The organism is Micromonospora sp. DT15, from assembly GCF_049841475.1.
GTDB lineage: Bacteria > Actinomycetota > Actinomycetes > Mycobacteriales > Micromonosporaceae > Micromonospora.
Genome location: NZ_JBNCKJ010000001.1, coordinates 1 through 21,486, shown reverse-complemented (window position 1 = coordinate 21,486; position 21,486 = coordinate 1). Strand labels below are relative to the sequence as shown.

Annotated in this window: 17 protein-coding genes; 8 read left to right on the top strand and 9 right to left on the bottom strand. The window is 65.7% G+C overall.

Annotation, left to right across the window (positions count from 1 at the left end):
* Positions 1–169 precede the first annotated feature (169 nt).
* A complete protein-coding gene (locus tag ACLQ3F_RS00085; RefSeq protein ID WP_425844919.1) occupies positions 170–595 on the top strand; it encodes a VOC family protein in 426 nt (141 codons plus the stop codon).
* Positions 596–604: 9 nt separating this feature from the next.
* On the opposite strand, the gene ACLQ3F_RS00080 is transcribed toward ACLQ3F_RS00085, so the two are convergent.
* Entirely contained in the window at positions 605–1,819 is a 1,215-nt protein-coding gene (locus tag ACLQ3F_RS00080) for an FUSC family protein (protein WP_425844917.1), read from the bottom strand.
* Between the two features lie 57 nt (positions 1,820–1,876).
* Positions 1,877–2,173, bottom strand: a complete 297-nt coding sequence (locus ACLQ3F_RS00075) for a DUF6582 domain-containing protein (RefSeq protein WP_355005386.1) — start codon at positions 2,171–2,173, stop codon at positions 1,877–1,879.
* 200 nt (positions 2,174–2,373) lie between these two features.
* Here ACLQ3F_RS00075 and ACLQ3F_RS00070 point away from each other — a divergent pair, with 200 nt between their 5' ends.
* On the top strand, positions 2,374–3,585 hold the full coding sequence (locus ACLQ3F_RS00070; protein WP_425844915.1) for a DUF1996 domain-containing protein: 1,212 nt from the start codon (positions 2,374–2,376) through the stop codon (positions 3,583–3,585).
* 45 nt (positions 3,586–3,630) lie between these two features.
* On the opposite strand, the gene ACLQ3F_RS00065 is transcribed toward ACLQ3F_RS00070, so the two are convergent.
* Positions 3,631–6,300 carry an RICIN domain-containing protein gene (locus ACLQ3F_RS00065; protein WP_425844913.1) on the bottom strand — a complete coding sequence of 890 codons (2,670 nt, stop codon included), beginning with the start codon at positions 6,298–6,300 and terminating at the stop codon, positions 3,631–3,633.
* 393 nt (positions 6,301–6,693) lie between these two features.
* Positions 6,694–9,678, bottom strand: coding sequence for a glycoside hydrolase family 3 C-terminal domain-containing protein (locus ACLQ3F_RS00060; protein ID WP_425844910.1), 2,985 nt, complete (start codon positions 9,676–9,678; stop codon positions 6,694–6,696).
* A 12-nt stretch (positions 9,679–9,690) separates the two neighbouring features.
* On the opposite strand from ACLQ3F_RS00060, the gene ACLQ3F_RS00055 reads away from it, so the two are divergent.
* Complete coding sequence (locus ACLQ3F_RS00055; RefSeq protein WP_393223206.1) at positions 9,691–9,816, top strand: hypothetical protein; 126 nt, start codon at positions 9,691–9,693, stop codon at positions 9,814–9,816.
* A 112-nt stretch (positions 9,817–9,928) separates the two neighbouring features.
* Here ACLQ3F_RS00055 and ACLQ3F_RS00050 read toward each other — a convergent pair whose 3' ends face one another.
* Positions 9,929–10,279 carry a DoxX family protein gene (locus ACLQ3F_RS00050; protein ID WP_425844908.1) on the bottom strand — a complete coding sequence of 117 codons (351 nt, stop codon included), beginning with the start codon at positions 10,277–10,279 and terminating at the stop codon, positions 9,929–9,931.
* A 109-nt stretch (positions 10,280–10,388) separates the two neighbouring features.
* On the opposite strand from ACLQ3F_RS00050, the gene ACLQ3F_RS00045 reads away from it, so the two are divergent.
* The 5 genes from ACLQ3F_RS00045 (at position 10,389) to ACLQ3F_RS00025 (ending at position 15,309) form a co-directional block, all read left to right on the top strand.
* The gene (locus ACLQ3F_RS00045) at positions 10,389–13,511 is read left to right on the top strand and encodes a hypothetical protein (protein ID WP_425844906.1); all 3,123 of its coding nucleotides are present in this window, start codon (positions 10,389–10,391) and stop codon (positions 13,509–13,511) included.
* A gap of 98 nt (positions 13,512–13,609) precedes the next feature.
* Positions 13,610–13,942: a hypothetical protein gene (locus ACLQ3F_RS00040; RefSeq protein WP_425844904.1), complete on the top strand. Its 333-nt coding sequence runs from the start codon at positions 13,610–13,612 to the stop codon at positions 13,940–13,942.
* Positions 13,939–14,367 (top strand): MerR family transcriptional regulator, encoded by a 429-nt coding sequence (locus ACLQ3F_RS00035; protein WP_425844902.1) that lies wholly within the window; start codon positions 13,939–13,941, stop codon positions 14,365–14,367. The genes ACLQ3F_RS00040 and ACLQ3F_RS00035 overlap by 4 nt, the downstream gene beginning before the upstream one ends.
* Positions 14,364–14,708 (top strand): YnfA family protein, encoded by a 345-nt coding sequence (locus ACLQ3F_RS00030; RefSeq protein ID WP_355005396.1) that lies wholly within the window; start codon positions 14,364–14,366, stop codon positions 14,706–14,708. The genes ACLQ3F_RS00035 and ACLQ3F_RS00030 overlap by 4 nt, the downstream gene beginning before the upstream one ends.
* Before the next feature lie 184 nt (positions 14,709–14,892).
* The gene (locus ACLQ3F_RS00025; RefSeq protein WP_425844900.1) at positions 14,893–15,309 is read left to right on the top strand and encodes a hypothetical protein; all 417 of its coding nucleotides are present in this window, start codon (positions 14,893–14,895) and stop codon (positions 15,307–15,309) included.
* A gap of 776 nt (positions 15,310–16,085) precedes the next feature.
* On the opposite strand, the gene ACLQ3F_RS00020 is transcribed toward ACLQ3F_RS00025, so the two are convergent.
* From ACLQ3F_RS00020 to ACLQ3F_RS00005, 4 genes are read right to left on the bottom strand one after another with little or no spacing between them, the layout of a single operon-like run.
* On the bottom strand, positions 16,086–16,286 hold the full coding sequence (locus tag ACLQ3F_RS00020; protein WP_425844897.1) for a hypothetical protein: 201 nt from the start codon (positions 16,284–16,286) through the stop codon (positions 16,086–16,088).
* Between the two features lie 43 nt (positions 16,287–16,329).
* Complete coding sequence (locus tag ACLQ3F_RS00015; RefSeq protein ID WP_425844895.1) at positions 16,330–18,525, bottom strand: hypothetical protein; 2,196 nt, start codon at positions 18,523–18,525, stop codon at positions 16,330–16,332.
* Positions 18,526–18,556: 31 nt separating this feature from the next.
* On the bottom strand, positions 18,557–20,833 hold the full coding sequence (locus ACLQ3F_RS00010; RefSeq protein WP_425844893.1) for a P-loop NTPase fold protein: 2,277 nt from the start codon (positions 20,831–20,833) through the stop codon (positions 18,557–18,559).
* Positions 20,830–21,180, bottom strand: a complete 351-nt coding sequence (locus ACLQ3F_RS00005; protein ID WP_425844890.1) for a DUF5663 domain-containing protein — start codon at positions 21,178–21,180, stop codon at positions 20,830–20,832. The genes ACLQ3F_RS00010 and ACLQ3F_RS00005 overlap by 4 nt, the downstream gene beginning before the upstream one ends.
* Positions 21,181–21,486 lie beyond the last annotated feature (306 nt).

The following is a 21,486-nucleotide window of genomic DNA, read 5'->3' as shown; positions in this document are numbered from 1 at the left end:
TTGTCCCCCGCCATCCGTGCTGGCAATGGCAGCGACTACCCGGGGACCGCCGAAAGATGCGGCCCGCCGCCCGACACGGTCGAGACCCACCGGTCATTGAGGAAGCAGAGCTTCCGCAATCGTCGATAGCGTCATCACCAACCACATCGACGAGACGAGAGGACACCCGATGAGCCTGCGAGGATTCGCCACACTGAACATCTGGGCGGACGACGTGGCAGCGGCCACGGCCTGGTACGCGGACTTCCTCGGGATCGAGGCGTACTTCATGCGCCCCGGCCCCGACGGCCGCCCGGCCTACACCGAGTTCCGCATCGGGGACTACCAGGCCGAGCTGGGCATCATCGACAGTAGGTACGCGCCGGCCGGCGCGGCGACCGGGCCCGGCGGCGCGGTCATGCACTGGTGCGTCGACGACCTTGAGGCGACAGTCGAGCGGCTGTTGGCGATGGGTGCCACGGAGTACCAGCCGATCACCCCGCACGGGGACGAGGGGTTCGTCACGGCGGCGGTCGTCGACCCGTTCGGCAACGTGCTGGGCGTCATGAAGAACCCGCACTACCTCGACATCCTCGCCTCGCTCAAGGCGACGTAACGGCTCGGCTCAGCCCCACCCGTCCGGATCCGCCGTCCGCCGCACCAGCTTCGCCGAACGGTCGGCATCCAACCCGCTGGCGATGAGCAGGTCCTGTGCCGCCGTACGGAACTCACCGGCGGCGATCATGCCGGAGTAGCCCAACCGGTGGGTGTGCGGGCGGGTCGGATCCGTGGCGGCTGCCCCCTGCGCCTTCCCGATCAGCTCGACGGCCGCCAGGATCTGTTGGCGGGCCTCCCGTGGTTCCTCCCGTGCGCGGATCGAGCATCTGAGGGTCTGCACGCTCGTTGCCAGCAGGTCGATCGCCGCGGGAAACTCTTCAGATATCGGCTCGTCGTCTCGAAGGGCTTTGGTGAGCCGCCTCGCGATGGACCGGCAGCTGTGCAGGCTGCGCTCCATGTGGCGGACGGCTTCGGTGTAGAACGCCAGGGATGGGCGTTCACGCCAGCGCAGTGGTGCCAGTCGGACCACCTCCTGTGCAGCGTCGAGCCCTTCGTCCAGCGCGGTCAGTCGAGGGCTGAGCGTCCGCAGCGCGCCCAGACCCCGCTGGGCCGCGCCGAGATCGCGACGGCGGAGCGCTGCGGCCAGGTCGTGCAGGGCGGCGACGGCCGGGTCGAGGACAGGTTCGGCCAGCCGCTGCACCGTCCGCTGCGGGTGGATGGGCACCACCAGCAGACCGACCGCCAGGCCGATCACCCCGCCGACAGCGGCGTCGACGAAACGCGGCACGGACAGGTCCCGTACCGGGGGTTCCAGGGTGGCGATGAGCACCGCGGTGCCGCCGGCCTGGGTGAGCAGCGAACCGCCGCCCTTGAGCAGCACCGCGACGATGATCGCCAGCACGACGACCACACCGGTCTGCCAGGCCCCGATGCCGAAGAACGGCATGAGCGTGTCACCGACGGCGAGCCCGAGGACCACCCCGACCAGCAGTTCGATGGTGCGGCGCAGGCGTGAGCCCATCGAGGCGGCCACGATGCCGACCGCCGTGGTGGGCGCGAGGACCGGGGTGGGATTGCCCAGGAACTGGAACACCACGAACCAGGCCAGCGCTGCCGCGATGCCAGCCTGCACGGAAAGCAACCCGTAGAGGCGGAGTCGCCAGGCGCGGGTGCGCAGCCCGTGGCGCACCCGCTCGCGCAGGCCGTCCCACCTGCGGCCGGCCCAGGACCCCTCACGCGGGGACGGGTCGCCGCCGGTTGCTGGCTGCTGCTGCGCGGACATCCGCGCCGCTTACCCACCGTAAGAGACCCTATCCGGCAGGTACGCGGCCAGAACCGGTCAGTGGGCCGGATTCGGCGTGTGCGGAAGTTTGCCGAGTTGACGCCAGTTCGTCTCCGCGACCTCGACATCGTAGTGGGCGGCGGCGGCGAGAATGTTCTGAAATGCCAGGTCACGCTCCTTGTCGGTAACGCCCTGCACCTGGTCGAACCGGGCGATGGCGTTGCGGACGTGGCCCGCGTCGGTCATCGGCTCCTTGCGTTTGTCGGGGAACGCGAAAACGCTCTCCGGCAACTCGCGCTTGTCCTTGTCCGACAGGCCACCATGTTTCTCGTGGGGTTTCCAGGTCGATGTCATCCCCCACCAGTACCCGCCAACTGTCCGGTAGCACCTCGCTCGCCGACATTTCCCCTGCTGACGAGCATGGCCGGCATGGATATCCACAACCTTCTTTAAGGAAGCTTTAGGAAGCTGTCGGTCGTGATCGGGAAGCGCCTACCATACGGCGGCCGTGGCCGTCCGGGTCAGCGCCGTCGTCTGCTCGTTGGGAGTGACCCGTGTCGTACGCCTCGTTGCTTGAACCGGACGCGGGCCAACCGCCGCCCCGTCACCGCCCGCCGAGCTGGTTGACCCGCAACAGGCTGGGCGCGGCCGCGGGAGCCGCAGTCGCGCTCGTCATCGCCGCCGGAGGCGTGTACCTGGCCAGTGGCGACGTGACGCCCGAGCCGTCTAACGCGGCCAACGCCCTCGACTACCCCTCGCCACCGGCCGGGCAGCCGGCGTCGCCCGGGGTGGCGGCATCGACCGCTGCGACGCCGTCGACCGCCACGACCCCGTCGGCCGGCGCGACACCGTCGACCGCTGCCGCGCCGAAGGCCCCGGCAACCGGCTGGATTCCGGTCGACCGGGCGACCTGGAAAGCGCAGGCCGACGCGTACCGGGCGTTGAAGATCGACCCCGTTCCGTCCGGGGTGGGCAACCTCCCGGAGTTCCGGGCCGACTGCCAGTACAGCCACCGGCTACCGGACGACCCGATCGTCGCCCCCGGCCTACCGGGCGCGTCGCACATGCACTCGTTCGTCGGCAACAAGGCTGTCGACGCGAGCACCGTCGCCGGCGACCTGACGAAGTTCACTGCCACCTCCTGCAAGCCCGTCCAGGACCACTCCGCCTACTGGGTGCCCACGCTCTACGACAACGCGACGGGAAAGCCGGTCGAGACCACCGGGTTCCGGGTCTACTACCGCTCGCTGGCCAAGAACTCGACAGGCCAGATGCCGATGCCCAACGGCCTGCGCATGATCTCCGGCGACGCCAAGAAGAAGAAGCCGACCCCGCGGGGCGCGACCGGCCAGTTCTACTGCGCCTTCTACGGCCCCGGTGACCTCGACGGCATCGCCCGCAGCACCAACGGCAACTGGCCCATCTGCGGGGGCGACGCGACGCTGCACTTCATGATGCAGTTCCCCGACTGCTGGGACGGCGAGCACCTGGACAGCCCCAACCACAAGGACCACGTGGCGTACGGCGGCGGCAACGGCTGCCCGACCAGCCACCCGGTCCGGATCCCGGCGATCACCTTCGACATCAAGTACCCGGCGAAGGGCACCCCGGCGGGCCACTACCTGTCCTCCGACAAGGAAGGCAAGAGCGCCTCGTCCATGCACGGCGACGCCTTCGTGATGTGGGACGTCGACACCATGAACAAGCGCACCAAGAACTGTGTCCAGGGACGCCGGACCTGCGACAACTACGGTTACCAGAAATAGCCGGGGCCAGGCCCGTGTCGGCCTGGCCCCGGGGTTCTGGGTAGGTCAGCTACGCAGCGTCCACTGCTGGTTCGCACCACCGTTGCAGGACCACAGGATCATCTTTGTGCCGTTGGCGGTGGCCGCGCCGTTCGCGTCGAGGCAGAGCCCCGACTGGGCGTTCGTGATGGTGCCGTTGCTGTTGACGTTCCACTGCTGGTTCGTGCCGCCGTGGCAGTCCCAGATGATGACCTGGGTGCCGTTGGCAGTGCCGTTCCCGGACGCGTCCAGGCACTTGTTGCCGTAGACGGTCAGTTGCTTGCTGCTGGTGGCGGTCCACCGCTGGTTCGTGCCGCTCCCGCAGTCGTAGAGCTGCACCTGGGTGCCGTTCGTGGTCGACGAGTTCGGCACCTCGACACAGCGGCCGGACTGGCCACCCACGAGCTGCCCCTGCCCCGTACCGCTGCCGCCGCCCTGCTGCTGCCGGACGATCGAAGTCGACTCGGCCGACCGGTTGCCCTGTGCGTCGACGACGTAGAGCCGGTATTCACCCTGGGTGGTGGGCACGGCGATGGACGTCGCGTTGCCGGCCGCCCTGGTCATCGTCGCCCCGGCGGTGAAGGTGGTCGTGCCGTACGGCGCCAACCAGACCGACTTGGTGGCGTCGCCGGTGCTCCGGATCGGGATCGACGCTGTGGCACTGGCGACGAACGTGCTGGCCGGCAGCACGTAGTTCGGCGCGGAGAAGTTGCTCGCAGGGATGATGTCCCGGTACGCGTCCTCAAGGCCGGAGTTCGCCGCGATGCTGTACGCCGCAGCCGGCCACACGTAGTCGGAGGAGACGAGGATGTCGGCGACCGTGCTGTTCGGCAGGTTCTTGTTGGAGACCTTGTTGATCGGGCCGTAGATCTGGGTGATGCTCAGGTCGTGCTTGCGCCCGAAGTCGTCTGAATTAATCATCCAGGTGACGTTCTTGTCGATGCTCAGCACGTTGTCCCGGAAGGTAATGAAGGCCGATCCCTCGTCCGGGTGCAGTCCGTACTTGTGGCCCGAGGGCACGCCCTGGAGATAGTTGTTGGTGATGGTGGTCCCGGGCTGGCTGCCGAGCGTGTAGATCGGCGCGGTGTCACTCAGGCGCTGCACCGTGTCGATGATGTGGTTGTAGCTGATGGTGTTGTTTCTCGCCGTCGTGGTGGGTCGGTTGGGCTGGATCGAACCCGACGACCCGTCGAAGTTCCACCAGCCCCAGCCGAGCGTGATGCCCGACCACGGGGCCTTCTCGATCCGGTTGCGCTGGATGGTGAGGGTGTCGGCGAAGTACGCCGAGATGGGGCTGTGCCCGTTGAACAGGACGGCGCTGTCGTACAGGTAGTTGTTCTTGATGTCGATGTTCTTCGGCAGCCCCTCGACCGACGCGGAGTACTTCTCCCGGTTGGTCGACGTGCCGTCGCCGATGTAGACGTGCTGCGGATGACCGACATTGATGGCCGACCCCGCGATGTCGTTGGTGGCGTTCCCGATCAACTGCGTGCCCTGCACGTCGTTGACCATGCTGATGCCGTCCGCGCCGGTGTGCTCGATCCGGTTGCGTTGCAACAGGAGGCCGTCGGCGTTCTGGATCTGGATGATGCCGGGGGTGACATCCACGTTGCGGTAGTGGTAGACGTGGAAGTTGCCCTTCGCGTACACCTGCGCTCCGAGGTTGCCCTGCTGCGCCTGCTTGAAGGACGAGCCGGCCACGTTGAACAGGTTCCAGTCCGAGTGCCGCACCGTCAGACCGGAGAATGTGATGTTGCGGGCATGGCTCGACGTCGAGGTGCCGGCCACGCGCAGCACTGTGGTGACGTTGTTCGGCGCGTAGACCGTGGCTGTCGACATGTTCTCGGCACTGGCCTTGTAGTAGTAGACCGTCTTGGTGCCCTTGTCGAAGTAGAACTCACCCGGCGCGTCCAGGAACTCGTACGCGTTCATGAGTTTGTGGGTGCCGCCGACCTGGGCGTTGCCGTTGAACGCGCCCTGCGCGATGGCCGCACCCGGCTGCTGGAACAGGGCGACCCGGCTCCCGCCGTCGGTGGTCACCTGTCGGACGCCGACGATGGCAGTGGTCCAGGTCGTGCCCGTCTCGATCTCGATGTCGTCCTGGTTGCGCGCGATGGCGGGGAAGTCGCTCTGGTTGTACCTGGCGCCGTCACACTGCGACCCCGACTCCCAGGCCCACGCGGCCTGGTTGGCCGTGATGTTGTACGTCCCGAAGCACCCGCCCGAGCTGATCGTCTTCGTCGCCATGACGGCGCGCTTGTCGTTGACGTAGAGCGCCCGCAGCTTGTTGGCGCGGTCCAGCGGCGCCTTCCAGATGTTGCCGCTGTGCTGGGTCCACCCGGTCACCTGGACGCCACCGTCAAGGACCGGCTTCTCGTTGGCGTAGGCACCGTAGCTGATCCGGTATCCGTTGGTGCCGGAGTCACTCGACCCGAATTCGATGGTGCTGGTCACCGGATAGGTGCCGCCCCGGAGGAGGACGTTGACGTCGCCGGTCAGGTTCCCGCTTATCGTTCGAACGACGTCCCGTGCACGTTGGACCGTCTTGAACGGTGACTGCAACGTTCCCGGATTGGCGTCGTTACCGTCCGGGGCGACATAGTAGGTCGCCTGGACCGCGGCCGAGGCCGGGAGTTGGTTTGTCAGCACAGCCGGCAGTGTGGCGGCGACAAGCGCCGCCACCGCCAACACTGACATTCGAGCGGTGGATAAGGCTGACTTCACGTCTGTTCCTCTCACTGGTCGTCGATGTGGTGCCCAAAGTGCGTATCGAGCGACGAGTACGGAACAGCGACGCCACGAAGGGCCGGCGGGGATTTCCGTCGCCCCGACCGCACTCTTTGTTAACCGCCCCGAAATTCTTACTGGGAGCGTAGGTCACACGTCTGACCAATGCAACAGTCAATCGGGGAGCGTCTATGCATAAATACCCACGGACCGGGCAGATCAGCCATGTCGCCCGGACACCCGTGATCACGTCGTCCGACGAATCCACAGTGCTGCGACGACGTCGCCGCTCAGCACCGAGCCGGCACGCGGCCCGAGCCGGGTCGGGGCCGGGTCGACGATCGACCCGGCCCCGATCTCCGGTCAGCTGATGGAGAACTCCGCCAGCCGCAGCGGGGAGTCGAACACCAGGTACACGTCGTAAGTGCCGACGACCCGGGCCAACTCGGTGCTGGCGCTGACGTACCGGTAGTCGTCGCCGGTGCTGGGCACTGTGGCCGTGCCGAGCAGCCGGCCGGTGGGCGACCCCATCCGGATCTGGATCGTGCCGGCACCCGCACCGGCCTTGGCGACCTTCGCGGTGAAGGTGCGCTCGCCGGCACGCAGCGCGGAACCGTCGAAGGATATCCACTGACCGGCGGCGGTGGCACCGACCGCCGTACCACTGGGTTTCGTCTCGTCGACGAGCCGGACCCCCGCGTACCTGTCGAAGTTCTCCGCCCGGGTGGGCCGGGACAGGTCGCGGGCCGGGATGGTCTCGCCGCGGACCCGGACCGCGGCGCGGGCGCGGATGTCCTCGACGGACGCCCCGACCATCAGGTCGTGGACTGACGACTCGACCACCCACCTGCTGCGGGTGACGTCCCAGTGCGCCAGATCCGCGGCGGGCAGGCGCAGGGTCACCGTACGGGTCTGCCCAGGCGCGAGTTTCACCTGCTGGAACGCCTTGAGCTGGCGGATCGGGGTGGTGTCCCGCGAGGTGCGCTGGTGGGTGTAGAGCTGGACGACCTCGGTCCCGGTCCGGCTGCCGACGTTCGTCACGTCGACACTGGCCGTGATGGTGCCGTCGGCCGCCACCGACTGGGCACCGGCCCGCAGCTGGCCGTACCGGAAGCGGGTGTACGACAGCCCGTGGCCGAACGGGTAGAGCGGTTTCGCGCGGTTGTAGAGGTAGGTCTGCCCGGACGAGATGATGTCGTACTCCAGCAGGTCCGGCGGTAGTTGCGAGTCCGAGCGGTACCAGGTCTGGGTGAGCCGGCCGGACGGGTTACGGTCGCCGAAGAGGACGTCGGCGATGGCGTGACCGGTCTCCGCGCCCGCGTGAGTGGTCCAGACGATGGCCGGTACGTGCTCCTGCTCCCATCGGATGGTGACCGGGTAGCTGGTCTGGAGCACGAGCACGGTCCGCGGGTTGGCGCTGACCACCGCCTTGACCAGTGCCTCCTGGCCGGCGCTCAGCGCCGTCGAGGTCCGGTCGTGCGCCTCGCGACCGTTGATGAACGGGTTGCTGCCGACCACCAGCACTGCGGTGTCGGCCGCCTTGGCTGCCGCCACGGCCCGGTCGATTCCGCTGCTGATCACCTCGCGACTGAAGTGGGTCGCGGCGTCCGCTGTCGATGCGCCGAGCTTGAGGGCGCCGTCGTCGCCGACCGTCACGTACGTGTCAGCGCCGAACCAGCTCTCCTTGGTCTCGTAGCCGGCATAGCGCAGCACCACGGTTCCGTCGGCCTGCGGCTCAAGCTTGAACTGCTGCTGGACGTACCAACCGTTCGGCTGTTCGTCGCGGGTGATGAACGGCCCCCAGTTGTAGCCGAGGTAGCGGCCGCTGGCGGCGTTGCGCAGCGTCACCACGTCCTGTCCCCAGTCGACCACGTCGAACTGGGCGACGAGCGCCGGGACGGCACCGGTCCCAAGGACCCTGTCGGCGTCGGTGGTGCCGGTGGCCGAGACGTACCGGCCGGTCGACACGTCCTTCAGCGCGATCCGGTCCGCCCCGTCGAGCCCGCGCACACTGGCCGAGCCGCCCAGCCGTTCGCGGATGCCGTCGAGCGCCGTCACCTGGTAGGGGAGGTCGCCGCCGTACCAGTCCGAGTAGAGGGTGTCGGCCAACGGGCCGAGCACCGCCACCTTGCGGGTCCGGGCCGGGTCCAGCGGTAGCGCCTGCCGCTCGTTCTTCAGCAGCACCATCGCCTCGCCGGCGGCCTGCCGAGCCAACCGCTGGTGTTCGGGGCTGTTGATGACGTCCGGGGTGATGCCGCCGTACCGGCCGCCGCCCGGGTCGAACTCGCCCAGCCGGAATCGGATGTTGAGGATCTCGCGGATCCGGGCGTCGATGTCGGCCTCGGTCAGCAGACCGGTGGCGAGGGCCTGCTTGATCGCGGTGATGGTCGGCTGCGCGTTCGTGTCGTCGGTGATGAAGCTGCTCAGGCCGGCCTTGATGATCGCCGCGTTGCCCTCGGCCTGGGTGGCGTAGTACTTCTGGGTGTTGACGAGGTTGTTGGGCGCCCAGGCGTCGGTGACGTTCATCAGCGGCCTGTCGGTCCAGTCCCGGAACAGCGTCATCGGGTCCGGGTCCACCGTCGCCGGACGACCGTTGACCAGGTTGTACGACGCCATCACCCCGGTCGCCGCACCGGCCGTGATGGCCGGCTTGAAGGCGGCGCGGTCGTACTCGTTGAGCACCCGAGGCGGCACGTTCGAGGAGGTCACGTCGCGTCGGACCTCGTTGTTGTAGGCCAGGTAGTGCTTGAGGGTCGGTGCGCTCTTCAGGTGGTTCGGGTCACCGCCGGTCATTCCCGACCCGTACGCGGTGGAGATCTTCGCGGTGAGCAGCGGGTCCTCGGAGTAGCCCTCCTCGTTGCGGCCCCACCGGGGGTCGCGCAGCAGGTTGACCACCGGCGCCCAGAGGTTGAGCCCCCAGACCCGCGGATTCTGCGCGTGGTAGCCGCGCGCCTCGTCCCCGACGGCCGAACCGACCTGCTGGATCAGGTCGGTGTTCCAGGTGCTCGCCATGCCCACCGGCTGTGGGAAGGCCGTGCCGCGAGCCTTGACCACCGCGCCGTTGTTGTCGATGTCGGTGGACCAGGCCACCCCGTGCAGCGCCTCGGTGCCGGTCTTGAACAGGCCGATGCCCAGCCGGGGAATGGCCGGCTGGTACTGGTGCAGCCAGGAGATCTTCTCGTCCTGCGTGAGCCGGCCGAGCAGGTCGTCGACCCTGACGTTCACGGGCAGGCTGGGATCTCGGAACGGGTAGGTGGGTTCGGCGAGCGCGGTGCCGGGAACGGCCGGTAGGGCTAGCAGGGCGAGCGCGAGCGCGGTGATTCCGCGCCGAAGGCGCCAGTTCCGCATGCGGTTCTCCTCATGTCGTACGACAGACGCCCAGCGGGCGCCGAGGCCGGCGTGACCAGGCTCGACACCCGGCTGACGGGCCTGAACGACGAATCGTCGAAGCGCTTCGACGACCCGGCCGCGTCACCACGGCCATGATTGTTGTGATCCGCGCAACTATAGATGTCTCTCGATTGCTGGGCAATAGCCGCTCCGGCGGGACGAGTTCGTCGAGCCAACCCGGGACGTCGTGGGAGGCGTACCAACCGATTCACCAGTGATAGAGGACGTTCACTGTCAGCGCGGCCACCTCGGTGACGAAGAAGACGGCCCAGCCCACCAGCTGACGGGAGCCGACGCGCAGATGCGCGATGAACGCGCCGATGAAATACAGCACCAGCCCAGCGGCGGCGAGGGTGCCCAGCAGCGGTACGGCGAAGCCCGCCAGCAACCCCAACGAGCCTGCCGCCAGCGCCATGCCCAACCGCGGCACCCATGACCGTGGCACGCGCTTCATGTCCGCCTGGGCCTTCGGATAGTCGTGACCGATCAGGTAGGTGACGGCGGCGAAGCCGGTGAAGATCGACGCGATGATGGTGACCGTGACGTAGGCAGCGAACATTCTTTCCTCCGTTGTGTCTGCTCGCCCCCTGGACGATCTGGCAACGCGGAACGTGACGCGAGTCAGCGCGGTTTCAGCGCCCTTTCAGGCAGCTCAATACGTTCGCGGCATGACACTCACACGTTCCACGCACACCAGGCGCGGGACTGCCGTGCTGGCGATGATCACGGTCACCGCGGCAGGCGTGCTCTTCGGTGAGCCCGCGTCGGCCGATCCCGTCCCCGTCCCCATCCCTCAGGCAGCGCTCACCGACCGGGCCTTCGGCCAGGTCGCCGAGATCCATCTCCAGGGCGCCACTCGGATCAAGACCGCCGTGCTGTCGGCCGAGTTCGTTCAGTGGCACCGGCTGCACCCGAACGCCACCGCCGAACATGCACAGACCCAGCTCACCGCACGCCAGCAGCTGCTCGACGATGCGCTGACCACGTTCGATCTCCTGCTGCCCGAACAGGACCTGCTGCTCAAGTCCGTCGACATCCTGCTCGACGCGCCCGGCGGCGACACCCGGACCTCGCCCGAGATCACCGGCCTGGTCGGGGCCGTGATCGGCAAAACGGTCGAGCCGTGGGACACCCGCGAGGAACTCGCCTCCGGCGCGCTGCGGACCGCCCAGTGGCTGCGCGGCCGTGACGACGCTCTCGCCGCTGTGTGGTCCGCGACCCGACAGGCAGGGGCAGCCAGCCCTCCGGCCGCCACCGCCTGGAACGCCGTCCTCGGTGCGCCGATCGGGGTGGACATCACCAGCACCTACGAGGAACTCCGGCAGGATCCCGGGCTCTCGCACGTGGACCTCGACGCGATCCTGGCACTGCGGGACGACTCGGTGGCGTACATCGCGGCCGCCAAGCAACAGCTGGCTTCCCTGCACGCGGAGCTGCTCGGCCTGAGCCTGGAGATCCGTCTCGAGATCGGCGAGAACAACAGCAAGTGTCCGCCGGAAGGGCCGCCGAGCGCCGCGTGCACAGCGGCGGCCAAGAAGGCCGCCGAGGACCGGGACAAGGCTCGGCAGCAGACGATCTCCGACGTCAAGGCCGGATTGGGCATGGTCTCCACCATCATCGGGTTCGCCGACCCCGACGCCGGCAAGAAATCCAAGGTGATCGGGGAGGCGGTCCTCACCACCATCAGCGCGATCTCCAAGTACGCGGCGGCGATCACCGGCCGCGGCCTCGCGGGCTCGATCTTCAGCACCGCGACGTTGGCGATGACCGGCAACATCTTCGGTGCGGTGATGTCCGTCGTCGGGCTCTTCGGGAGCAGCGGACCATCGCTGGACGCGCAGATCCTTGCCCAGGTCAAAGCGTTGCGCGACGAGGTACGAGCCCTCGGCGACGAGATGCGCGCCAGCTTCGCGCGGATCGAGGCCCAGATCAACACGGTGTACGCGAACATGATGGCCCAGTTCGACAAACTGAACGCGGCGATCGCCGGCAACACCGCGCAGATCACCCTGGTGCAGCAGCAGGTCGCTCAGCTCGGCCTGCGCCTGGAGGACATCGCCGCCACCGTGCTGGCCGCGATCGGCGACGCCACCCTGCACGACGCCCGCGCCGACATCAACAAGTACATCGGTTACCGGGAGAACTTCGGTCAACCGATCCCGTCGTACAACGAGTTCGTCGACCCGGAAAACGAGTTCCACCTGACCGCGACGCAGCTGGCCGGCGGCGCCGCCTTCGTCGTGCCGAAGACCGACGCCGACAACCCGGCGGTCGACCCGACCACCGTCCTGAACAGCTTCGGCGAAGCCCGGTCGATCAACTACCTGGCCCGGGTCGCCAACGGGCGTGACCCGTCGATGGCCGAGCCGTCGACACCGGTCGGCAACCCGGCGGTGTGGAATCTCGGCGCGCAGGCGTACGCCATGTTGATGCTCCAGAACCCGACGTACGCCGCCCAGGTCAACGCCGGCCGCGCCGCACAGATCGAGGCCGAGGGCACCCGCATCGCCGACCTCGCGGCCAGCTTCGGTCGACCGGCCAACGGCAACGCCAACAGCCTGATCACCGGGCTGGTCAACGATTACGTCACCGCCACCGGTGAGCTGTCGACAGCGCTGGCCGCCTTCCGGACCAGCGAGGTCCAGGTCCGCTACGAGCCGGACCCCAACGGCATACAGGTGAAGATTCCCAAGAACTATGACCTGTTCTGGGACACCGACAAGCCGCTCGCCCCGGCTCCGGCCAAGGCCGACGAGGCGACGGTGCCCGCGTGTGAGGGCAGCAGGCAGATCGACCGGCCCAGCAACGTCCGCTACGACCTGATGTCGACCATGGTGCGGGCACTCCAGTACACGTACTCGCCGCGCCACGACGAGCCGCCGGCCGGCGTACGGGAGTTGCCCGAGGTCGGCTACTGCTACACGCCGAGTTGGGTCCACACCCGGACGACCGGCAGCGGGAGCGGAGTGGTCCGCTCCTACGGCAAGCTGCGGTTGCAGATCCACAGCCGGTTCCGGCTGAACTCGTCGGCGGTTTGGCAGAACTCGCGCACCGCCGACTACACCTGGCCGGACGAGCAGGTCTACCAGGTCTACTGCGAGTTCTTCAGCTGTAGCAGCGAGACCACGCCCGAGCAGGGCCTGACCCAGAAGTGGCCGTCCGGCCGGTACGCCTTCGCGAGCGCCGCGACGGTCACCACCAACGCGGCACTGGACACCACGCTGACGCCGACCCTGCGCGGTTTCCTCCAGGCCCGGCAAAAGTCCATGTACGACCGGGTACAGGAGCAGAGCACCCAGGTCAGCGGGCCGGTGCCCACCGCCCTGAAGAAGGTGAACACGGCGGCGCGGCTGCTCCAGGCGTACACCCGGTTGGGTCTGCCCAACGCCCTCGACTCGGACGACGTGCTGTCCGCGAACCTGTTCGGGCAGTACCAGATCCCGGTGAACATGCCGACGGACGCCAAGATCGGCAATGCCTATGCCAAGGCGAGCGGGAACTACGCGACCTGTGGATCGTCGCCGTGTTCGCTCGACCCCAGCCGCCCGCTGCGCGACCAGGTCAGCCTCAAGGTGCCCTGCGAGCCCGCTGTCGACTCGTCGAACCTGCCCGGTGACCCACTGGGCGACTGCCTGATCACCAGCGCGCGGTCCCGCGCCAACACGCTCCTGCAGCGGTATGAGGTGTGGGCGGACCAGATGACCGCCGGCCTGCACCGGGAGCGGGTGCCGTGGATGAACGACACCCTTCTGGGCCTGCGCATCACCACACGCCTGACCCACGCCAACTGAGCCAGGGGGTTGCCGGCGTCTTCGGGCGCCGGCAACGCCGTCTGTCGTGACCGTCGGGCTTGCATCCGGTACCCAGGTACACGCTTACCGTCGTTGGTATGACCACTGACTCCCCGGCGTGGGTGCCCGAGTCGTGCACCCTGCCGAGCGGGCAACTGCCGCTGCGGCTGGCCGAATTCGACAACCTGTTCGCCACCTTCCTGCTGGCGCAGGAGCGGCTGTCCCCCACCGAACTGCTGTGGCGTCTCGACCCGGCCGCCGAGGCGACCGCCCGGGACCTCATCGGCCGGGAAAGCTCCTGCTGCTCGTTCTTCTCGTTCACCCTCGCCGCCGACACTCACACGCTGCGCCTCGACGTACGGGTGCCGGCCGCGCAGGCCGATGTCCTCGACGCGCTCGCGCAGCGCGCCGCCGCCGGGATGACGGCGTGAGCGGATTGCGCAGCGGCCAGGTCGCCGCTGCGGCCGGGGTGAACCCGCAGACGCTGCGCTATTACGAACGCCGCGGGCTGCTCGCCGAACCAGACCGAAGCCTGGGCGGGCACCGCCTCTATCCGACCGAAACGGTCACCCTGCTGAAGGTGATCAAAGCGGCGCAGCGGCTCGGGTTCACCCTCGACGAGGTCGCCGAGCTTCTCGACGCGGGCGAGCACCGTCACGGTCGCCACGCCGACGCCGGCCTGCGGGCCCGTGCCCAGGCAAAGCTCACCGAGGTCGAGGCGAAGATCGCCGATTTGCAGGTCATCGCCGACACGCTGCGCGCCGCGGTGAAAGCCGGCTGCGACGACCTCGTCGAGTGCGCCGGGCAGCCGTGCTGCCCCATCCCCTTCACCACCATCGGTACGGTCCACGGATGACCGTCGTCCGCTCGATCCTGTTGTTCGTCGTCGCCGCCCTGTTCGAGATCGGCGGGGCGTGGCTGGTCTGGCAGGGCTGGCGCGAGCACCGCGGCCTGTGGTGGATCGCCGCCGGCGTCATCGCCCTCGGCGCGTACGGATTCGTCGCCACCTTCCAACCCGACCCGAACTTCGGACGCATCCTCGCCGCCTACGGCGGCGTGTTCGTCGCCGGATCCCTCGCCTGGGGCGTGATCGTCGACAAGTTCCGGCCCGACCGGTGGGACATCATCGGCGCCGGCATCTGCCTGATTGGCGTCGCCCTGATCATGTACGCGCCGCGTTCGGCAGGCGGCTCCTGATCGCCACCAAGCCGGTGACCTGAGGTTGCATGACACTTTCGACCTGAGAAGCGGCGCACCGGAGGCGTTCGGAGTGTTCGGACCTGTTCGGAACTGTCCGCGCGTCTGTCATTCACAGACGGATCGCGCCCACCATCGATCGTGACGACCACACCGGTCGTTTCTCGACGGTAGGAGGTTGCCGATGGTCCACAAGAGTTCACGCTGGTTCGGTGCCACGCTGATGGCGTTGGTGCTCACGGCCACCGGGCTCGTGGCCATCCCGAACACCGCCTCGGCGGGGTACCCCATCCTCGTGTATTCGGCCGACCCGTACTCGGCCGGCAACGGCTTCGCCATCTACACCAACTCCGGGATTGATTCGGCGTTCCGAGCCTGCGACGAGGGCGCAGCGGACGGTCGCCGTACCATCGGCCGGATCTGGTGGGAGCCCGTGTACGCCAAGGTCACGCTCCACGCGGCGAACGGCAGCGGCACCTGCTCCGAGCCGTACTACGTCAGACTGCTGGCGGGCACGAGAGTCTATGTCGAAGCATGCGAACGCAAAGGCGCGAACGGCGCCGACGAGAAGTGCCGAACGACCTGGGACATTGTGGCGTGACTGAAGTCGGCCGGTCGGCGTTCGTCAGCCGGCCGGCCGTCAGGCCGGTCACCGCCGGAGTCATCGCCCTCGACGCGTACGGATCCCTGATCACCACGGAGCCGATCCTGCGCGCTCAGGGCCCTCGTCTCGTCGAGGCGCGCGCTTGGCCCCGCGCCGTAGCGTGGCAGGGGTGGCACCACCCCGCATGGCACCGCCGTCAGGAATGCGCCGCCGGCTGACGTTCCTCTTCGCGTTGGCGGCGGGAGTGGCCGTCGGCAACCTGTACTGGGCCCAGCCACTGCTCGGCTTCATCGCAGGCGATCTACGCGTCACGACAGCGACGGCCGGCTGGCTGATCACCGCGACCCAACTCGGCTACGCCGTCGGCGTGCTCCTGCTCGTACCGCTCGGTGACGTCCTGGACCGCCGCCGATTCGTCCCGATCATGCTGCTGACCTCGGCCGGCGGGGCGGTCGCACGCAAGCGGGCGGTCCGATGGACGCTGGTCCTGGCCGCCACCGGATTCGCTTCGTTCTCGCTGTTCTGGACGGCGTTGCCCTTCCTCCTCAGCGGCCCGCCGTTCCGCAACCCGGTGGCGGTGATCGGGTTGTTCGGGTTGGCCGGCCTCGCTGGCGTCCTCTCCGGCCTACGCGGTGGACGGCTACGATCGCGGTTGGTCGGTCCCAGCCACCGGCGCGGCCTGGGTACTGGCCCTCACAGCATTCGTCGTCGCGACCATCGCCGTACGGTCCGTCGTCCTCGTGGTCATCGTGATCGTCATGCTCGACGTCGCTCTACAGACGCAGGCCCTGCTCAACCGGGCGCGCCTGTTCGCCCTCTCCCACGAGGCCCGGAGCCGGCTCAACACCCGCGCTGGCCACCACCAACTTCGTCGGCGCCGCCATCAGCTCCGCCGCCGTGACCGCGCTCTGGACCGCGGGCGGCTGGGCAGCGGTCACCATCGCGGGAACGGCGCTCTGCTGCTTCTCGCTCACTGTGTGGGCGCTGGGCCGGCGCCGGATTTTCACCGCTACGAACTTACCCAGAGAAGCGCACAGGATCCATCCCACGTAACCATGTTCGGATCTGGCCACGGTGCTCGGTATCCAGGGGACGAGACTGCGGGCAGCACGAACGTAAGGACGTCTCCGAGACAGACCGTCGCACGGCATCTCCGAAATGGATCCCAACCAGGTTCGCCTCCTCCAGTACATCGGTACCAAATATCATAGGGTCGTCCGAGCTGATAGAAACCGCGAGATCTCGGGCGACGAATCTACTGATGGGATGCTGGTCGAAACTGGCAATTTCTGAAAGGGTGACGTTCGAAGTCGGGCAACTCTCCACGACGATCGAGCGCTGCCGCAGGCGTTCTGCGAGGAGTTGTGAAACCTCATTGCCAATTTCGTCGGACCAGTCGAGGTAACCGCGAACGACCTTGTTGGAGACACTGTCTATCTGGGCATCCAATCGCCCCAATGGTCCGGGACCTTTGTAGATCAACGAAAGGAGGGCGCGCCGATCCGGCCGCGTTGAGAACGCCGACAAAGGAAGCCCCTCTTCCGGCCAGTCATTCGATGATCGAACGTCCGAACCGACCAGCGCCTGTGCAGCGAGTCCAGTTAGGGACCGCCGCGCCAGCCATGCGTCCAATATGTGTGACGTGGCCACGCCATAGGATTCGAGGTTCGTAAGCTTGAGCACGTGGCTGAGCTGCGCTTCAACTGTACTTACATGAACACCCGCGTGAAACAGCCAACAAAGATCTTCGACTAGATCCCGCGCTGTCAACGAACCTCGGAAGACGGGTACTGGCAACTCGTCGTCCAATGCTAACGCGTGGCCGATCCGAGAAACGACCGCATTCGGGAGGAGTAGTTGCCCGATTGAACGAAGGCCCTCCATCCTCCAACGAAAGAACTCCCCCGCGTGAGCGGTCAGCGCCATATGCTGCAACGATGGACGCGCGAGCGCATCATTATATAGCGTGACAAATGGCCAGTTACTCGTCGAAATCTCGTTGCCGACCACATCTATCGCAGTAATGTACGACGCCATCGACGGGTAGGTATCAGAGAAGTTCACGATGCCGGCGTATACGGCCCAGATCGCCCGAAGCCTATAATGGGACAGGAGTTCATCGCTGTTGGGAACGCCGTCATTTGCTCGCTGACGGAGAAAGGTTACAGGCATTGAAAGCCGCGGCGATCGGCCGGTGGTGGTCGAGTACCGAACGAATCCGTCAAGGTGGTCCAGGAGGGATAGGCGCAGCTTATTCTCGGGCGAACCGCCATTTCGGTCAACCGCCACTGTCTTTCGGAACTCCGCAGCGACCACTGCATTGCTCGGCATCACGACCTCGCAGGCACGGGCCACGATCTCAGCTCGGCCGTTCGCCAGCGTGCTGTCGCGAAGGAACCCCATCTGGTCGAACCTATCGACAAATCTGGATAAGTTATCGTTCGGCATGCTGCGAAGCTCGTGGTTTACTAAGCACAAGGCGGAAATGATCGGGATCACAGCGGGATTGCAGAGGGGGATTTCGCGGGCAAGCCACGCGAATGCAATCTCCGGGTCGACTGGACCGTCGTTGATGTACAGCCGTCGGACGAACTCGTCAGGCTCATCACTCAGTGCTGCGGTACGGGCAAGCTTCCAAAAAGAGCCATCATTCAATTCTTTAAAGAATGTTTGACGATAGCGAGCACTGGGCCGCACAGCCAAGAATTGCAGTTGATGGCGAATAGCGTGAACAAGCGTGCCAACCTCAAACCGTCTTCCGCGAGCGTCGGCGGAATAGATTCCCTCATCAGTTGGCTTCAGACTGCCAGAGCCGCTCACAAGCAATGAGCAGAACCGCCGCAGGCTGAGCGCTGCACCAGAATGGAGGTGGGGGTCCGCAATCAGACCGTCACCAGCCGAGCGATCCTCACGGGCGGAAGCAATACTATCGGGTCCGAGAAGAACATCCCACGGTATCCAATTTCGAGAACTCCCCCAAGTCGCGGCCGGTATAACAGCCAGCTGCGACACGAGAATGCCGACGTCATATCCGCAGGCGGCGCATGCACTGATAAGGTCGTCATCGTACTGTCCAGAGATCTCTTGGCCCAATTGCGCCAATTGTATACGATCACGCACGAGTGAAGCCGTCCGATGGGGATGATCAAGCTCGAACGCCTGCCGGTTCAGTTCGGCTGAGCTCACGCCCAAGAGCGACACGTCTGTGAGCAAGGCCGAAGCCAAGGGTATGAGTAACACCGCGCTACCGCGACCGGTATTGCTCTAGTACTTCCAGAAGCACCTTCATGTCGTCATCCCCCTCGACCGTGTTATGAGTGGAATACTCGTATGTCCCCTTAGCTTCAGAAAGACCGACCGCACCTACGAGAACCTTGGAACCGGCCGGCCTGGACCTGCGCCGTTCGTTGTACGGCTCACGGAACACGAGGATGTCTGCATGCAATTCCGTACCAATGCTGCTGGCTAGCCCCTCGTAGCCATATATCCAGCTGTTCTCTCCCAATTTTCGACGGCGCTCTTCGTCGAATTTTTTGCTAAATCGACCCTCCAGAGCAGCGCGCAGTTCGGTAGTCGCCTCCACTGCACGGGGGCCCGCAGAAATTGCGTCTAACCACTGTTCGATGACAGATGTCGTTTCACGCTCAAGCAAGTTTTGATGGAAGAGATATGGCAAACGCTGCTCGAACCAATGACAGTAGGCCCGGCTCAAAGAATACATTTCGTGATGCGAAACATCATCGTTCTGGACGCGCTTAAGGTACTCGAGGCTTGCCGATTGCATGGATCTCTGGAGTGCCGGGATTCGCCTGGCGGCTAGCGCGGTCTCCGCTCCGTTCAACCAGTAGGTCGTGACCAAGTGGATAAGCTTCCGCACCATCTCGGTTGCACCACTTCGTTGTCGCTCGCGACTGCTGCGCCTAGCGTACGAGACCAAGTCGTTCCAAGCGGTACCCGCACGATTTATTGCCTGCACTCCCGAAGAGTCGGGCATGAAGAAGAACTGATCGTCAGTGTTCTCACCGTTGATCGGGACCGACTGCAGGAATTCGAACTCACGTAGACCGATGTAAAATGGCATCACTTTGGCAGCGTTTCCCAACCTCCCGCAGATTGCCAATTCCTCAAGGGCTTGGATACCCGCGACGGTGCCTGGTGATAGCGAGCGGGCTTCGTTCGTCCCTGAACCTGCGTCCGAAGATTCCGCCGCAACGATAGCAGTGATTCGAGCCAATTTTCGTACTCGCAGGCGAAGGCGACCAGTGCTTACCGCGGTTGCGAACCGACCTGACGCAGCCACACCAAGATTTGCAGCGGGCCACTTTAGGACCAGGCCCTTGTTACTCGCCTTACTCGCTCGACTGACAGCGGTTTCCACCGCAACATCGTATTCTCGCCCATAATCAAAGAGATGCTGGATCAGTCTTCGCGCGTGGTGGATCGGAAGGACTTCGCCCGACGGCACCCGCTGCATGGCGGAGAAAGTCTCCCATACATATTCAAGCTCGCGTGGAGTTTCAGGGAGCCACGCGTTGGCATCCCGTAGCTCATTATCAGCGTGCCGGTCGGCCAAACCCCATATCAACGACGACAGTGATGCCGAATCGGAGCGCTCACCCAATAGCTGCCCCAGGCTAACAGTCTCCCCGATTGGGGTAAACGCGATCCTCTCGGGGACTGATAGCCATGGTGGTGAGATGGTCCGTTCTGGACGCAACATTTTAGCGATTACCTGTGAGCTTAGTTGCGAAGCATCAGTGTAATTCAGATGCCCCTTATAGCTGCCCACTATGTCCGCCGCCACACCGAGTTGCAGCTGTCGGCGGTCGATGCAGATCATGGGTACTGCCTGCTTCACCTGCGCCAGGGCCCGAATCGCATCCAGTATTCCGCGAACATGAACGGGACTTAGATCGGCATCGTCGATCGGTACGATCACCGGCGTATTCGGGGGCAGCCCGAGACCGCGAGCGATCTCTACGAACACGCGCTCCAGCTGGCTAGCGGCTCTCACACGATGACGGACGATGGATGCGGCGTCCACGCCGTACTGCCCAGTACTTTCGCGGCTTGCGTGCAGCGCTTCAAGGGCGCCGCCAGTCGATACGCTGATGCCTCGAGTCGCATCAGCAATAGCTGCCATAACATCGTGACCGAGTCCGTTCTCATTGCCCGCTCCGGTGAGTCGGCTTGAGATCCAGTCTTCAACCTGGATGAGCAAACCAAGCAAGAGTGAATCGGTCGCCTCGAAGATCTGCGGCTGCAACGGCGGCAGCACCACCGCTCGATTACTATTCCTAAGGTGAGCGCATGCCGCCGCAAGCAGCGTAGTCTTACCCGATCCGCGACCGCCAGTTATCGCGATCAATGACCCAGCGCCGTCGCTGAAGTGCGTATTCATCTCGTCTAGCTCGAAGGTTCCTGCCCGTCCGATTAGTTGCTCTATCTGCGCCACCTGCGGCCGGAGCGAGGATGGGGTAGTGAGAATGCCCGCCCAGACCATATCCGCTCGACTGCTCACGATCGATCTTCTCCCGACACTCCCCGGTCCCGATGCTGGCGTCGAGCTAGCGTAATCGCACCTTCGAGCCGCCTTAACAAAAGATCATACTCGTCCTGCACTACCTGCTTGTAATTCGGAATGGTTTTTTCCAGCCAGGCAAGAGCGCGTTGGTCGGAGATAGATAAGCGCTCAAACTCATCGAGCTGCCTTTTGTTCATCTGGTTCGCGAGGCGAGTACCGACCGCCAATTCCAGCGCCTCATATATTTCATGCAACGCATCTTTCACCTGCTGGCGCGTGAAGTTGCGATAACCCAAACGCCATAAGGTTTCAGGCGCGAGTTCCAGTCCACGAGGCGTCGTCATATCTGGACGATAGTCGATGTCACCCAGACGCGCGAGAGACGAGACGACAGAACTCCCAACTCAGAGGTACAAGCGACCCACCGTTTTGGTCAAGATCGAGACCTGTCGAAGTGGCCGCGTTACGACTGTCCAGAGTCACGCGCCTGCAGTCTGCTCTGCTAACACTCCTGACGCCGAATTTCGCCTCCTCGGCCCTACCGTGGACGACGTGGATTCTGATCACCGTCATCGGCAGCGGCAGCGGCAGCGGCAGCGGCAGCGGCAGCGGCAGCGGCAGCGGCAGCGGCAGCGGCAGCGGCAGCGGCA

What these genes read in the sequence shown, in the direction of transcription:
- ACLQ3F_RS00085 (WP_425844919.1), top strand. Translation starts at nt 170, where the DNA reads ATGAGCCTGCGAGGATTCGCCACACTGAACATCTGGGCGGACGACGTG.
- ACLQ3F_RS00080 (WP_425844917.1), bottom strand. Translation starts at nt 1,819, where the DNA reads ATGTCCGCGCAGCAGCAGCCAGCAACCGGCGGCGACCCGTCCCCGCGT.
- ACLQ3F_RS00075 (WP_355005386.1), bottom strand. Translation starts at nt 2,173, where the DNA reads ATGACATCGACCTGGAAACCCCACGAGAAACATGGTGGCCTGTCGGAC.
- ACLQ3F_RS00065 (WP_425844913.1), bottom strand. Translation starts at nt 6,300, where the DNA reads ATGTCAGTGTTGGCGGTGGCGGCGCTTGTCGCCGCCACACTGCCGGCT.
- ACLQ3F_RS00060 (WP_425844910.1), bottom strand. Translation starts at nt 9,678, where the DNA reads ATGCGGAACTGGCGCCTTCGGCGCGGAATCACCGCGCTCGCGCTCGCC.
- ACLQ3F_RS00055 (WP_393223206.1), top strand. Translation starts at nt 9,691, where the DNA reads ATGTCGTACGACAGACGCCCAGCGGGCGCCGAGGCCGGCGTGACCAGG.
- ACLQ3F_RS00050 (WP_425844908.1), bottom strand. Translation starts at nt 10,279, where the DNA reads ATGTTCGCTGCCTACGTCACGGTCACCATCATCGCGTCGATCTTCACC.
- ACLQ3F_RS00045 (WP_425844906.1), top strand. Translation starts at nt 10,389, where the DNA reads ATGACACTCACACGTTCCACGCACACCAGGCGCGGGACTGCCGTGCTG.
- ACLQ3F_RS00040 (WP_425844904.1), top strand. Translation starts at nt 13,610, where the DNA reads ATGACCACTGACTCCCCGGCGTGGGTGCCCGAGTCGTGCACCCTGCCG.
- ACLQ3F_RS00030 (WP_355005396.1), top strand. Translation starts at nt 14,364, where the DNA reads ATGACCGTCGTCCGCTCGATCCTGTTGTTCGTCGTCGCCGCCCTGTTC.
- ACLQ3F_RS00025 (WP_425844900.1), top strand. Translation starts at nt 14,893, where the DNA reads ATGGTCCACAAGAGTTCACGCTGGTTCGGTGCCACGCTGATGGCGTTG.
- ACLQ3F_RS00005 (WP_425844890.1), bottom strand. Translation starts at nt 21,180, where the DNA reads ATGACGACGCCTCGTGGACTGGAACTCGCGCCTGAAACCTTATGGCGT.